Source organism: Pseudomonas sp. (genome assembly GCF_030696055.1).
Classification (GTDB): Bacteria; Pseudomonadota; Gammaproteobacteria; order Pseudomonadales; family Pseudomonadaceae; genus Aquipseudomonas.
This window is the reverse complement of sequence record NZ_JAUYNP010000223.1, coordinates 1-14636: the sequence shown is the minus strand read 5'-3', so window position 1 is coordinate 14636 and position 14636 is coordinate 1. Positions and strand designations below refer to the sequence as shown.

General features: G+C 63.4%; 11 protein-coding genes and 1 pseudogene. 7 read left to right on the top strand and 5 right to left on the bottom strand.

Annotated elements, in window-relative coordinates; genetic code table 11:
- Positions 1–178: 178 nt before the first annotated feature.
- Complete coding sequence (locus Q8Q83_RS13010; RefSeq protein ID WP_305624355.1) at positions 179–1648, top strand: amidase; 1470 nt, start codon at positions 179–181, stop codon at positions 1646–1648.
- A gap of 14 nt (positions 1649–1662) precedes the next feature.
- On the top strand, positions 1663–2859 hold the full coding sequence (locus tag Q8Q83_RS13005; RefSeq protein ID WP_305624353.1) for a fatty acid desaturase: 1197 nt from the start codon (positions 1663–1665) through the stop codon (positions 2857–2859).
- 114 nt (positions 2860–2973) lie between these two features.
- Here the strand turns inward: Q8Q83_RS13005 and Q8Q83_RS13000 are convergent, their stop codons facing one another.
- Positions 2974–3297 carry a cupin domain-containing protein gene (locus Q8Q83_RS13000; protein ID WP_305624352.1) on the bottom strand — a complete coding sequence of 108 codons (324 nt, stop codon included), beginning with the start codon at positions 3295–3297 and terminating at the stop codon, positions 2974–2976.
- Positions 3298–3485: 188 nt separating this feature from the next.
- Here Q8Q83_RS13000 and Q8Q83_RS12995 point away from each other — a divergent pair, with 188 nt between their 5' ends.
- From Q8Q83_RS12995 to Q8Q83_RS12975, 5 genes are all read left to right on the top strand, one after another.
- Positions 3486–4472 (top strand): GlxA family transcriptional regulator, encoded by a 987-nt coding sequence (locus Q8Q83_RS12995; RefSeq protein ID WP_305624350.1) that lies wholly within the window; start codon positions 3486–3488, stop codon positions 4470–4472.
- Between the two features lie 300 nt (positions 4473–4772).
- Positions 4773–6566, top strand: a complete 1794-nt coding sequence (locus tag Q8Q83_RS12990) for a VWA domain-containing protein (RefSeq protein ID WP_305624348.1) — start codon at positions 4773–4775, stop codon at positions 6564–6566.
- On the top strand, positions 6563–7147 hold the full coding sequence (locus Q8Q83_RS12985) for an RNA polymerase sigma factor (protein ID WP_305624346.1): 585 nt from the start codon (positions 6563–6565) through the stop codon (positions 7145–7147). The genes Q8Q83_RS12990 and Q8Q83_RS12985 overlap by 4 nt, the downstream gene beginning before the upstream one ends.
- Complete coding sequence (locus Q8Q83_RS12980; protein WP_305624344.1) at positions 7144–7902, top strand: hypothetical protein; 759 nt, start codon at positions 7144–7146, stop codon at positions 7900–7902. The genes Q8Q83_RS12985 and Q8Q83_RS12980 overlap by 4 nt, the downstream gene beginning before the upstream one ends.
- Before the next feature lie 140 nt (positions 7903–8042).
- Complete coding sequence (locus Q8Q83_RS12975) at positions 8043–8579, top strand: hypothetical protein (protein WP_305624342.1); 537 nt, start codon at positions 8043–8045, stop codon at positions 8577–8579.
- A gap of 280 nt (positions 8580–8859) precedes the next feature.
- On the opposite strand, the gene Q8Q83_RS12970 is transcribed toward Q8Q83_RS12975, so the two are convergent.
- The 4 genes and pseudogenes from Q8Q83_RS12970 to Q8Q83_RS12955 all read right to left on the bottom strand — a co-directional run.
- Entirely contained in the window at positions 8860–10686 is a 1827-nt protein-coding gene (locus tag Q8Q83_RS12970; RefSeq protein ID WP_305624340.1) for a long-chain-acyl-CoA synthetase, read from the bottom strand.
- A 239-nt stretch (positions 10687–10925) separates the two neighbouring features.
- Positions 10926–11765, bottom strand: coding sequence for an NAD(P)-dependent oxidoreductase (locus Q8Q83_RS12965; protein WP_305624338.1), 840 nt, complete (start codon positions 11763–11765; stop codon positions 10926–10928).
- A gap of 189 nt (positions 11766–11954) precedes the next feature.
- The gene (locus tag Q8Q83_RS12960) at positions 11955–13943 is read right to left on the bottom strand and encodes an acetyl/propionyl/methylcrotonyl-CoA carboxylase subunit alpha (protein WP_305624336.1); all 1989 of its coding nucleotides are present in this window, start codon (positions 13941–13943) and stop codon (positions 11955–11957) included.
- A gap of 95 nt (positions 13944–14038) precedes the next feature.
- Positions 14039–14636, bottom strand: a pseudogene (locus Q8Q83_RS12955) (enoyl-CoA hydratase-related protein); the annotation flags it as partial.

Below are 14636 nucleotides of genomic sequence, written 5' to 3'. Positions count from 1 at the left end.
TGCTAAGTTCTATATTCCCCGCCGCGTTAAAGTGCCGAACAACACTATTCATGTTTCTTATTAAGTGCAGTCACGCACCTGCTTTCGATTTGCGCACTTAAATAGTGTGGATATGCAATACAACAATAAAAATGATGATGTATCCCCGTTTAGTCGGATAAATAGCCAGGAGAGTGGCATGCCTTTTATCGAATATGCAGAGTTTGACGCTATCGGTCTTGCCGAGTTGGTCAGGAATAAGGAAGTGCAACCGTCGGAGTTGCTGGAAGAATCGATTCGCCGTATCGAGGCGTTAAATCCCGCCGTTAACGCCGTTGTATATAAAGCCTACGACATGGCCCGCGCCGTCGCTGCGCAACAGGATAAGGCCGCCCCGTCTGGGCCGCTGCACGGCGTGCCGTTCTTGCTCAAGGACATACTCGGCGATTGCCAGGGCATGCCCTCGGCGCTTTCCTCGCGGATGCTGCGCGAGCGGATGATGCAGCAGGACTGCGAGCTGGTCAGTCGTTTCCGCAAGGCCGGGCTGAACTTCGTCGGTAAATCGAATACCCCGGAGTTCGGCATTCTGCCGACCACCGAGTGCGCCTTCTACGGACGGGCGCGCAACCCCTGGAATCTCGAATACTCCACTGGTGGCTCGAGCGGTGGCGCCGCCGCGGCGGTGGCCAGCGGCATGGTGCCGGCCGCCCACGGCAACGACGGCGGCGGTTCCATCCGTATTCCCGCCTCGTGCTGTGGCCTGGTGGGGCTTAAGCCGACCCGCGCGCGCAACTCGCTGGCACCCGATTTCGGCGAATTGCTCAGCGGCCTGCTCGACGAGCATGTGCTGACCCGCACGGTGCGCGACAGCGCCGCGCTGCTCGACGCCACCCACGGCGTGGTGCCGGGTGATCCCTATCGCGCTCCGCCTATGAGCGGCTCTTTCCTGGAAGAAGTCGCACGTGCCCCTGGGCGCCTGCGCATCGCCTTCTCCAAGGTCGACCCCGCCGGTCGGCCGCTGCACCGCGACTGCATCAAGGCGGTGGAGGAGACCGCGAAGCTGCTCGAATCCCTCGGCCATAGAGTCGAAGAGGCGCAACCGCAGATTGAACCGGAGAGTTTCGTCGGCTCCTTTACCACCCTGTGGTTCGCCGGCATCGCCTTCGCCGTGGAACTGATGACTATGCAGTTGGGCCGTGCGCCCCAGGCCGGGGAACTGGAAGGGCTGACGCGGGCGGTGCAGCAACGCGGACGGGCCGTTAGCGCCGTCGAATATCAGCTGTCGGAGCTGGTGCTGCAGCAAGTCGGCCGCGAGATGGCGCGCTTCCATCAAACCTACGATTGCTGGCTTACGCCGACCCTGGCGACACCGCCGATTCGCAATGGCCTGATCGATGTGCAGGAAGAGGATTTGGACAAAGCCTACGCGCCTATCCTCGACTACAGCCCGTTCACTGCTATCCACAACGCCTCCGGGCAACCGGCCATTTCGCTGCCTTTGCATTGGAATGCCGATGGGCTGCCAATCGGCCTGATGCTGAGCGCCGAATTCGGTGGAGAGGCCTTGTTGCTGCGCCTGGCCGGCCAGCTCGAACAGGCGCAGCCCTGGAAGGATCGGCGGCCCGAGTTGTTTCTGCAAACGGAACCAGCCAAGCCTGTTTTAGCTTGAGTGAGGAGGGCGCAATGACAGTCGAAGCCAAGGCTCGCAGCCGTTCTCCAGGCCAAGCGCGCGACGCCAGCTTTGCACCGGAGGCTGCCCCAGCGGCAGCTTCCAGCGCTGCTAGTCCTGCGGCGGATAACGCCATTCCCTGGGCCACGGATTCGCTAAGCCGCGAGGAACTGGCACGCTTCGGCAAGGAGCTGATCCGCCAGACGCTGCCCTTTACCGTCGAGAATCGCCGCCTCAGCTGGTGGCATTTCTGGTCTACCTTCGCGGTGATAGGCCTGTTCGCCGCCGGTACCGGGGCTGCGTTCTGGTGGCCCATACGCCTGGGCTTCAGCCTGTTGCTGGGCTTGGCGCTGGTGCGCATGTTCGTGCTGTACCACGACTATATGCACGGCGCGATCCTGCGTGGCTCGCGTTTCGCCGACCTGTTCTTCAAGGGCCTCGGCCTGCTGCTGCTGGCGCCGCCGACGCTGTGGAAACAATCCCATGACTACCACCACGGCCACAGCTGTCAGTACGTCGGGGCCGAGCAGGGGCGGTTGCCGCTGTTGTCCACCCACACCGACCTGGGCACCTTTCCGCTGATGTCGACCGAGGAATACGCCCGGGCCGGCACCTGGAAGCGCTTGCGCTACTGGGTCGCGCGGCACCCGCTGATGATTCTGCTGGGTTCGCAGACCATCTTCGTCTTCAGCATCTGCATGGTCTCGCTGATCACCCAACCCCGGCACCGCTTGTGGTCGGCGCTGGCGTTGGCGCTGAATCTGGCGGCGCTGCTCGCCCTGGCTAATTACGCTCCCGATATGCTGCTGTACGGCTTGCTGATCCCCAGCCTGACCGGCTCGGCGCTGGGCGTGTATATGTTCTACTGCCAGCACAACTTCCCGGGCGCGCGCTACCCGAGCCGGGAAGACTGGGACTACGCCGAAACCGCGATCTTCTCCTCCAGCTATATGCGCACCGGGCCGCTTATGGCCTGGTTTACCGCGAATATCGGCTACCACCACGTGCACCACGCGAACTCGGGGATTCCCTTCTATCGCCTGCCCGAGGCGATGGCGGCAATCCCGGCGCTGCGTGAGCCGATCGTCACCTCCTTGCATCCACGGGATATCTACCGCTGCCTTAGCCTCAAACTCTGGGACTCCGCCGGCCAACGCATGGTCTCGTTCCGTGAGTTCCACAGGCAGGCGAATGCTCAGGCTCAGGCGTGACCCACGGCAGCGGCGGTGCCCGCACTGCCGCTGCGCAGCAATGACGTCGAGCGGCAGCGGCTTCTCGCAGTGTTTGCATTGCCATGGGCGCAAAGCACTCGATGGCAGTCTGTTTCAGCCTTCAGGCAAGAACAGGAAAATCGCGCACCCATCTTTCGACTGCGGCAAATGCGCCGAACCCATAGGGTTATGAATGAACGAGCCCGCCGGGTAGTCATTTACACCGTCGTTGTAGATACCTGAAACGACAAAGACCTCCTCAGGGCCGGAGGTGTGCACGTCTAGGGTGGTGAATGTACTGCCTGCATCGAACTCCAAGTAGTAGGCCTTGGCGCCGCTTTCACCACCCCAGAGCAGGCGTATATGCACTCCTGGGAACAGATTCAACGAGGGAGCGCTCTGCCAATGTGCCGCAACCACACCTTCTAAATTGATCATCGAGTTTCCCTAGCCGCGTGAAAATATTCGGGGCTCACGCCTTGTTGGGCGGTGCCAGTGCATCGACTCTCCTGTCTTTTCTTGGAAAGAGGCGATGGGCAAAGGCTACGGCGGAACGTCATCGAATTGCAGTGGCACTTATGCCGCCGTAGAGTGGTGATCACGCCATAATTTTTGAGTGCCATAGCATGAAGCGGGTGACCATCTTGATCCTCAGCAGAGGGCTCTACTCGACCGTTACAGGCCCGCTGGAGGTGTTTCAGTTCGCAGGGGTGTGGTGGAATCATCTAACCGGCCAAAAAACCCATCCTCAGTTTCAGGTGGTAACGGCTTCGATCGATGGAAAGTTGGTTACCGGAGCCGGCGGGCTGGCGATCATGCCGCAATTTTCCATCGAGCAAATAACCACCACCGACCTCATTCTGGTGTCATCCGGTGGCGCGCATCTCGACAGCCTCATAGAGCACAACAGCCAAGCGATTGCATGGCTGCAGCAATGGCACAGACAAGGTGCCACCATCGCAGGCATATGCACGGGCGTGTGCCTACTCGCAGAGGCCGGGCTTCTCGATGGCAAAGAGGCAACGACCCATTGGGGGATGGCCGAAGAGTTTAGGGCGCGCTACCCGAACGTTGACTTGAGGCCTGATCGCCTAGTGGTCGACGCTGGCAGCGTCCTGTGTGCAGGTGGGGTCAATGCGGCGCTCGATCTCTCTTTATACCTAGTAGAGAAGTACTGCGGCCGTGAAATCGCGACGCAATGCGCCAAGTCGCTGCTTATTGAGACATCCCGCACGTCACAGGCGGGTTTCGCTGTGCTTGCCCTGAACAAGCGACATTCTGACAAGGCGATCATGGAAGCCCAGGATTGGATCGAGAGGAACTATCCGCAGAACTTCACGATGGAGGAGTTGGCGTCTAGTTACAGCATGAGTCTGCGAAGTTTTATGCGCCGTTTTAAAGCCGCAACAGGCGGGACGCCATTAGCTTATCTCCACCAGGTCAGAGTAAGCGCAGCCAAGAGCGCCCTCGAGACGGGAGTTGATCAGGTCGAAGCGATTAGCAATCGTGTGGGATATGAGGATGTCGCGTTCTTTCGCGCGCTTTTCCGGCGCTACACGGGAATTACCCCGAAAGCTTACCGAGTTAAGTTTGGTACCAGAGCAACACGCTGAGTACGAGAGTAGTCACCGTGTTGCACCCACGGGACATCTGCCGCTGCCTCAGCCTCAAACTCTGGGACTCCGCCGGCCAGCGCATGGTCTCGCTCCGCGAGTTCCGCAGGCAGGCGAGCGCTCAGGCGTAAGCTTCTGCAGCGGCGGTGCTGGAAAAGGGGACGGATTAATTTTCTGAGTAGCGGTAAAAAATAAATCTGTCCGTTTTCCCGCCTTTGTTTTTCTGCCGATTAACCCGCTTTTACCCGGCCCCCCGTCTACCTGAGTGAAGGCTTTGTTCTCTTGCTCAGGAGGTGTTCCATGTCCGCTTACCCTGTTTTGCTTACCCGTCCTCTACTGGCCGGTTTTGCCGCTGGTGTGTTGATCTCGCTGGGCGCTTGCAGTGCGTCCGATCCCGATGCGGCGGCCACGGTAGCCAAGCCTGCCGAACCCACCGTGCTGGCGGATAAGGTTGGCGAAGCCGAGCGTGCCGAGTTGCACGAGCAACTGGCTGCTCCTGCGTCCGCGCCGGCCGAGCTGCGGCGCAAAAGCGAGGCGATGGGGGCGGTCGGCAAGCCGAGTGTGGCCTACGAGACCATGTCCATGCCTGCGCCCATGCCCCTGTCCATGCCCAGCATGCAGGCCGATGCGATGCCGCCGGGTTACCGTGACGAGGGCCGTGAGCAGTATCAGAAGCTCGTCGACAACCCGGTGCATGCGGTTGCCGAGACCCCGGTGTCGACCTTCAGCATCGACGTGGATACCGGCAGCTACGCCAATGTGCGGCGTTTCCTCAATGGCGGGCAGTTGCCGCCGCAGGACGCGGTGCGCCTGGAGGAGCTGGTCAACTACTTTCCCTACGCCTACCCCTTGCCCAAGGGCGATGCGCCTTTTGGCATCGATACGGAGCTGGCGACTACCCCCTGGAACCCGGAAACCCGTCTGCTGCGTATCGCCATCAAGGCCTCGGATTTGCGCGTAGAGGAATTGCCGCCGGCCAACCTGGTATTTCTGGTGGATGTGTCCGGCTCGATGGATCGCCGCGAAGGGTTGCCGATGGTGCAGAGCACCTTAAAACTCTTGGTCGAGCAACTGCGCGCCCAGGACAAGGTGTCCCTGGTGGTCTATGCCGGCTCAACCAGCCTGGTGCTGGAGCCGACTTCAGGCGCGGAAAAGGCCAAGATTCGTGGGGCTATCGATCAGCTCAGCGCGGGCGGCTCCACCGCCGGCGAGTCGGGCATTCAGCTGGCCTACCAGCAGGCGCAGCAGGGCTTTATCGACGGCGGTATCAACCGCATCCTGCTGGCCACCGATGGCGATTTCAATGTCGGTATCAGCGACTTCGAAACCCTCAAACAACTGGCCGCCGACAAGCGCAAGACGGGCGTCTCCCTGACCACCCTGGGCTTCGGCACCGACAACTACAACGAGCGCCTGATGGAGCAATTGGCCGATGCCGGCGACGGCAACTACGCCTATATCGACAACCTGCGCGAGGCGCGCAAGGTGCTGGTGGATCAGCTCGGCTCGACCCTGGCCATAGTCGCCCGCGACGTGAAGATTCAGGTCGAGTTCAACCGGGCCGAGGTCAGCGAGTACCGCCTGCTGGGTTACGAGAACCGCGCGCTGCAGCGTGAGGATTTCAGCAACGACAAGGTCGATGCCGGCGAGATAGGCGCAGGACATACCGTCACCGCGCTCTATGAAGTGGTGCCGAGCGGCGCCAAGGGTTGGTTGGAACCGCTGCGCTATCAGAACGTCGCGAAAACCGACAGCAAGGCCGGCGAGCTGGCCTGGCTGCGTATCCGCTACAAGGCCCCGGGGCAGGGCGCTAGCAAACTGCTGGAACAACCTATCCAGGCGGATACGGCCGTGGCGTTGAGCCAGGCCAGCGAGGATCTGCGCTTCGCCGCGGCGGTGGCGGCCTTCGCCCAGCAGCTCAAAGGCGACAAGTACACCGGGCGCTTTAGCCTGGCCGACAGCGCCGAGCTGGCCCGCACGGCCAAGGGCGAGGATCGCTTCGGCCTGCGCGCCGAGTTCGTACAGCTGGTAGAGCTGGCCCAGAGTCTGCAAACTGAGACTTCCCGTTCAACTACTGCACGAGTGCTTCAGTGAACTTACCCCTCACGGATGACGACGCCGCCTTGTTGCGGCGTTACCGCCGCGGCGATGCGGCGGCCTTTGCCCAGCTGTATCAACGCCATCGGCTGGGCCTGTTCCGCTTCCTGCTCGGCCTGTGCGGCGACCATGCACTGGCCGAGGAGGTGTTTCAGGAGACCTGGCTGAGCCTGATCCGCAGTGCCAGCGAACAGCGCGAAGCGGTGCTGTTCAAGACCTGGCTGTACCAGATCGCGCGCAACCGGCTGATCGATCACTGGCGCAAGCATGGCCGCCAGCAGGCGCAGCAGGATGAGTACGACGAACAGCAGCACGGGGCGAGCGATCCGCAGCCGGGCCCGGAGCAGCAGCTCAGCCTGAGCCGTGACCAGGCGCGTCTGCAGGCCGCCCTGGCCGATCTGCCGGCCGAACAGCGTGAAGTCTTCCTGTTGCGCGCCCATGGCGACCTGGAGCTGGGCGAGATCGCCGCACTGACCCAAATTCCAGCCGAGACGGTAAAAAGCCGTCTGCGTTATGCCCTGCAGAAATTACGTCGGCTGCTCGCCGAACCTGGTGCAGCCGAGGAGTTGTCCGCATGAAGCACGATCAATACAGCCCCGATGAGCAAGAGCTGCAGATGCTCGCGCACTTTCGCGCCCACAGCGGCGGCGAGCCCTCAGCCGAGTTGGATGCGCAGATTCTCGCGGCGGCCCGCGCGGCCATAACGAGTGACAAGCAGCCGAGCTGGAACGAACGCCTGCATGCCTGGTTATTTGGCGCCGGTGGCCGTCAGCGTTGGTCGTTGGCCCTGGCCGGTTTGGCCTGCCTCGGCGTGGGCGTCAGCCTGACCTGGCGCACCCTGGAGCAAAGCCCGGATGCCTTCGACGCCGTGCCGAGCGGCACGATCATGGCCCCGGCCGCGGTGACCGGCGAAGTCGCGCCACTGGCTGCGCCTATGTCCGCGCCCATGGCGGAATCGGCCGCGCCCGAGCAGGAGTCGCGCAGCAGCGAGGCGCAGAGCGAGCCGGCCCTGCAGGCCTACAGCGACAAAGCCGAGCAGAAAAAACAGCTGGCTCCTGCGGCACCGGCGCCCTTGCAGGAGGACATGGCCCGCGAGGCGCTGGCCGATCAGCAGCCGCAGCTGGGTGCAGCGGCCGAGGCGCCTGCGGCCAAAGCGCTGGCTCGCAGCAAAAGTGCCGCCGAGCAGCAGCTGCACGGCGAGCTGCAACGGCTGCTTAAGTTGCGTCGCGATGGCTGGGTGGATGAAGCCGATGCGCTGCTGCTCAAACTGATGCGCGACTACCCGCAGCTGAATATCGACGCCGAGCTTAAGCGGGTGGATCAGGCGCAATAATCCACCCAGGGGCCGGCAACCTCTTGCGAGTGCCGGCCGGCTGCTCTTTATCACGGCACTAAATCGGTGCGCGGCAGGCTTGCCAGGGGGCGGGTGAGGGGGGAGCATAGCGGCTTGTATCACTGCCTTTGCGTTGAGCCATGATCTGTACCCGTAGCCTGGCCTTGCTGCTGACGCTGTTATCTCTGGTTGCCTGTGACCAGGCGCCAGTTCCGCAGCCAGCCCCACAGCCCAAGCCGCCCAAGACGGAAAGCGCCAAGCCGCTGCCTGCTGCCCCTGAAGTCGAGCCTGCGCCGGTCAAACCAGCCGCTGTGGCCAAGCCGGTAGAACCTCCAGTCCCAGCCCCTCAACCTGTGGCCAAAGCCGCCGCGCCAGCTGTTGTGGCCAAGCCCAAGTCCCAGCCCAAGCCCAAGCCGCCAGCAACCGTGAGCAAGTCCGTGCCGCTTGAACCCAAGGCGCCGCTGGATCTCAGCCTGCCGGCGGAGGTGTTCGAACAGCTGCAGCCCTTGGAGCCGCTGGACGACTTGCCCGCCACGCTGCTGCCGCCCCTGTTCGTGGAAAAGACCGAACCCACCAGCCCCTTCCAGCTCAACGGCAAGCTGATCACCAATGAGCGCAGCGATGACTACTGGGACTCGCTGGAAGGGGCGGAGCTGCAGTTCGAGTTCAAGCAGTAACGTCGCCGGCCCTGTCGGGCCAGTGCGTAGGGTGGGTTAGTGGCGCAGAGCAGGGTTTGAACATCAACTGCGGAATTTGTGCGCCACGTAACCCACCAAGCGGTAATCGGCCTGCAATTCTGGTGGGTTACGGCGCAACTGACTACGCATCAGCAGATAGCCCGTGGCCATGCGCCCCACCCTACGAACCATCGCCCTACGAATCAGCGCGCCCCAGGCATCGCCTAGCCGGCCTACAGGCTTCAACACATAACGGGTACATAGCCCTCGGGACCCTGGTTTAGAAGCGCTGCTCGCCCTGTTGGATGCTCTGGTACAGCGCGCCGTTCAGCGGCCGGAAAGCGGCCTTGCCGGGCAAGCGTACCCACAGGCTGTCGCCCACCCGGGCCGGGTCATAGGCGGCTTGCTTGAGGTCGGTCTTCTTGTATTTGAAGGTGCCGGTGGTTTCCACCTCGCTCAGCAGGCGGATAAACAGCGGCGCGGCATACACCGGCAGTTCGCTGTCCAGATGCGCCGCCAGGGCGCTACCGTCCAGCTCGGCGCCTTCGCTTAGGCGCAGCGCGGCCATGCCGCAGCGGCCATTGGTGCCGGGGATTTCCACGCCATAGACCACCGCGTCCTCGACGCCGGGGAAGGCGCCGAGGACGTTTTCCACCTCGGTGGTGGAGACGTTTTCACCCTTCCAGCGAAAGGTATCGCCGAGGCGATCGACGAACTGCGCGTGCTTGCAGCCAATATCGCGCATCAAGTCGCCGCTGTTGAACCAGGCATCGCCCTGCTTGAACACATTGCGCAGTATCGCCGCCTCGCTCTTGCTCGGGTCGGTGTAGCCGTCGAACGGCCATTTGGCGCTGATCTCGCTGATCAGCAGGCCCGGCTCGCCTTTGTCGGCCTTCTGCAGGAAACCCTTGGCCGTGCGGATGGCCCGGTCGTTTTCCAGGTCGTAACGGACTATGGCGTAGGTGGCCGGGGAGAAACCCACGGTATTGTCGAAGTTGAACACGTTGGTAAAGCCGATATTGCCTTCGCTGGAGGCGTAGAACTCGGTGATCTGCTCGACCCCGAAACGTGCCTTGAATTCGTTCCAGATCGAGGGGCGCAGGCCGTTGCCGATCATGCAACGCAGGCTGTTGTTCTGCTCCGCCGGATGTTCCGGCTGGTTGAGCAGGTAGCGGCACAGCTCGCCGATATAGCCGAAGCAGGTGGCGTTATAGCGCGCCACGTCGGGCCAGAAGGCGCTGGCGGAAAACTTGCGGCGCAGGGCGATGGCCGCACCGCCGGCGATGGCCGCGCTCCAGCACACGGTGACGGCGTTGTTGTGGTAGCAGGGCAGGGTCAGGTAGAGCACGTCCTTATTGTTCAAGGTCAGGCCGGAATGGCCGAAGCCGCCATACGCCTTGATCCACTTGCCATGGCTCAAGATCGAGGCCTTGGGCAGGCCGGTGGTACCCGAGGTGTAGATCAGAAAACAGGGGTCTTTTAGTTGCACCTTGGCGCTGTCCGGTGGGTTGCTGCTGGCCTGGTTTTGCGCCAGCTGCAGCAGGTTGCGCCAGCCGTCGGGGGCAACGCCTGGGTCCGCCAGGCAGTCCTGATCGGCGATCCAGTAACGCGGCGTCTGCGGGTTTTCCAGCAGCTCGGCGACTTCGTTAAAGGCCTCCAGCAATTCCGCACCGACCACTAGAAAAGCAGGGTTGACCAGATTGAGGCTATGGGCCAACACCTTGCCGCGCTGGGTGGTGTTGACCAGCGCGCCGACCGCGCCCAGCTTGCTGAGCGCGGCGAGGATCGCCAGCAGCTCCAGGCGGTTTTCCAGCATCACCGCCACCACGCTGCCATGGCGCACGCCTTCGGCCTTGAAGGCCCAGGCCAGGCGGTTGGCCCAGACATTGAACTGGGCGTAGCTAAGCTGACGGTTTTCATCCAGCAGCGCCGGCCGCTCGGGGTACTGCTGCGCCGTGCGCTCAAGCGCCCAGGCCAGGGACAGGTTCTTCTCGCGGTTGCGGATGCCGGCGTAATACAGCCCACGCAACAGGCGCGGCAGGCGTGGCAGGTGCTGGGGCAGACGACCGAGGAAACGCAGGGGGGAAATCAGATCGGTTTGGTTCATGGCTCTCGCGCTTGTCGTTGTTATGCGGGGGCGAAGCGGCACTCTAAACGGGCGTGGCGGGTGTAACTATGGCTGCGGCGCATACCAGGCCAGGCAGCTTGGCAAATGTAGGTTGGCGCTAAGCGCAGCGCAGCCCAACGCTGAGTTCGTCTCTGTAAAGCACAGGCCGGCTCTGCGAGCCGGATGTTGGGCTTCGCAAGCTCAGCCCAACCTACGTTTTGATTCGTCTTAAGCCCAGATCAGTCGACAAATAAATCAGTCATCAATTTACCGGCCGGGTCGTAGCGGTACTGCTCGAACTCACTCTGGCCCTGCTCACGGAGGATTTTCTCGTCGATCAGCAGGCGCCCGCTAAGGCTGCGCCCCTCACTCGACAAAATGGCGTAGGCCGCATCGGCCATGATCGCCGGCAGGCGCGCGGCCTTCATCACGGCGGGACCACCGGCCTCGAACTCGATGGCGGCGGTGGCGATCACCGTCTTCGGCCATAGCGAGTTGACGCTGATACCGTACTTCCTGAATTCCTCGTGCATGCCCAGGGTCAGCATGCTCATGCCGTACTTGGTGGTGGTATAGGGGCCGTAGCTGGCGAACCACTTGGGATCGAGATTAAGCGGCGGGCTGAGGCTAAGAATATGGCCGCCGCTTTGCTTCCCCGCAGCGGAGCTGCTCTTCAAATACGGTAGAGCCGCCTGGCTGCAGACCATCACCGCGCGGGTGTTGATCTGGAACATCAGGTCGAAGCGCTTGGGTTCCAGCTTCTCCACGCCGACCAGCTTGATCGCCCCGGCGTTATTGATCAGGGCGTCGATGCCGCCGAAATGCTCGGCGGCCTGGGCCATGGCGGCCTTTACCGCGTTTTCGTCGCGCACATCCAGCTGCAGGGCCAGGGCCTTGCCACCGGCGGCTTCGACCTCGGCGGCCACCGAATGGATGGTACCCGGCAGCTTGGCGTGGGGCTCGGCGCTTTTCGCCGCGATCACGATATTGGCGCCGTCGCGCGCCGCGCGCAGGGCGATCTCGCGGCCGATGCCGCGGCTGGCGCCGGTGATAAACAGGGTTTTGCCTTGCAGTGACATGGGCGTGCTCCGTGATTTGTTGTTATTCGTCTGAGTCGCTTTTGTAGGGTGGGTTGAGCGCAGCGATACCCACCAATATTGCGTGCCGATGGGTATCGCTTTGCTCAACCCATCCTACGTCTGAGCCTGCGAAGCCCAACGTTGGGCTTCGCAGGCTCAGCGCCAACCTACGGATGTCCGCATGGGTTATCAGACCTCGGCGGCTGCGATCTCCACCAGCAGTTGGCGGTTTTTCACCTGATCGCCGCGGCTGACGCCAACACGGCGGACCACGCCGTCGATGCTGGCTTTTAGCGGGTGTTCCATCTTCATCGCTTCCAGCACCAGCAGCAGCTGGCCCTTGCTGACCTGGGCACCTTCCTCGACCAGCACCTCGACAATCGCGCCGTCCATCGGCGCCTTCACGCTGCCGCTGCCGGCGCCGGCGGCGCTGCTGACCGGCAGGTGGGTGATATCGCTTAGCTGCAGATTGCCGTTATGGCCGTATAGCCACAGCTGCTCGCCGTCCAGTTGGTAGGCCAGGCGCTGGCGAATGCCGTCCAGCTCCAGGCTGGCCCAGCGGCCGTCGCTGCTTAGCAGCTTAAGGCTGACCTGCTGCTCACCGATCTTGGCCAACAGGCTGGGCTGCGCGCCGTCGGCCAATACTTGCAGCTCCACGCTGAACTGCTGTTCGCCCTGCTTGAGGACAAAGCGCCAGGGCGCGCTGCCGGCATTGCGCCAACCGGCCAGGCCGCCTTGGTGGGCGCGGGCGTTGGCCGATTGCTGATAGAGCAGGGCGGCTGCGGCGGCCAGCTCGCCGGCTTTGGGCGGCTGTGGGCTCAGGCTCGGATCGCTGGCGAAATGCTCGGCAATAAACGCGGTGGTGGCGTTGCCGGCGGCGAATTCTGGGTGTTGCAGCAGATTGGCGAGAAAGCGCTGGTTGCCGTTGACGCCCAGCAGCACGCAATCCTCGACTGCGCGCACCAGCTTGCGCCGCGCTTCCTCGCGGGTGGCGCCATAGGCGATAACCTTGGCCAGCAGGGGGTCGTAGAAGGGGCTAATGGCCTGGCCTTCGAGCAGGCCGTGGTCGATGCGGATGCCGCCCCGCAGCGCCGGTTCCCAGCGCAGCACCTGGCCGGTCTGCGGCAGGAAGTTCTGCGTCGCGTCCTCGGCGTATAGGCGCACTTCCATGGCGTGGCCGCTCAGGCGGATCTCGTCCTGCTTAAGCGGCAGCGGCTGGCCCTCGGCGACGCGCAGCTGCCAGGCGACCAGATCCTGGCCGGTGATCAGTTCGGTGACCGGGTGCTCGACTTGCAGGCGGGTGTTCATTTCCAGAAAGAAGAACTCGCCGCGTTGATCCAGCAGAAATTCCACTGTGCCGGCGCCCACGTAGTTGACCGAGGCCGCGGCCTTGACCGCCGCCTCGCCCATGGCCTGGCGCAGCGCGGGCGTCAGCACCGGGCAGGGTGCTTCCTCCACCACCTTCTGATGGCGGCGCTGCACCGAGCAGTCGCGCTCGCCCAGGTAGACGATGTGGCCGTGCTGGTCGCCGAATACCTGAATCTCCACATGGCGCGGCTGGATCACCGCGCGCTCGAGAATCAGCTCGCCGCTGCCGAAGGCGTTCTGCGCCTCGGAGCGGGCGGTGCGGATCTGCGCCAATAGCTCGGACGCCTCTTGGACCAGGCGCATGCCGCGGCCACCGCCGCCGGCGCTGGCCTTGATCATCAGCGGGTAGCCGATGCGCTGGGCTTCGCGGCTCAGGGTCTCGTCGTCCTGGGCGGCACCTTCATAGCCGGGAATGCACGGCACGCCGGCTTCGAGCATGGCGATCTTGGACAGGCGCTTGCTGCCCATCAGGTGGATGGCCTCCACGGTGGGGCCGATAAAGACGATGCCGGCCGCTTCGCAGGCGCGGGCGAAGTCGGCGTTCTCCGAGAGAAAGCCGTAGCCCGGGTGGATCGCGTCGGCGCCGGTCTTCTGCGCCGCAGCGATGATGGCGTCGATTACCAGGTAGGACTGGTTGACCTGGGCCGGGCCTATGCACACCGCCTCATCGGCCAACTGCACATGGCGCGCGTCGGCGTCGGCCTCGGAGTACACCGCCACGGTGCGGTAGCCCAGGTCCTGGGCGGTGCGCATCACCCGGCAGGCGATTTCCCCGCGGTTGGCGATCAGAATCTTGTTAAAGGCGGGCATCTTTGTGCTCCTGCTTGCGTAGCCCGGATGCAATCCGGGGGCGGTCTGATGGGTATCGCTGTGCTCAACCCATCCTACAGTCTGTGTTGATGCTGCTACTGCGCCCACTTGGGCGTGCGTTTCTGCACAAAGGCCAGGGTGCCTTCCACGCCTTCCTCGCCCAGTACCGCCTCGGCGAACTGGCCGGCGGCATGGTCGAGTAATACCCCCAGGGTCTCGGTCTCGGTGGCCAGCAGCAGCGCCTTGGTCGCCGCGTTGGCGCGGGGCGCGCACTGGCGCACCTGCTGCAGGCACTGGGCGAGGCGCGCGTCGAGGGCTTCGTCGTCGGCCTCAACGAAATGCACCAGGCCCAGGCGCAGCGCCTCTGCGCCATCGAAGCGCGCGCCGGTCAGGGCCAGGCGGCGGGTCTGGGTCAGGCCTATGCGCTTTACCACGAAGGGGCGATCTGCGCCGGCAGTATCCCTAGGCTGGTTTCCGGCAGGCCGAACTTGGCGTCCTGCTGGGCGATGGCGATATCGGACACGCAGGCCAGGCCGAAGCCACCGCCGAGCACCGCGCCTTCCAGCACGGCAACCAGCACCTGGGTTGCACACTGGGCTTCCTCCAGCAGGCTGCCGAAGGCGCGGTTGAGTTCGCGGTAGGCGTCGCCGCCCCCTTCACCTTGAGAGCAGGCCCGAGCGTTGGCCATATCCT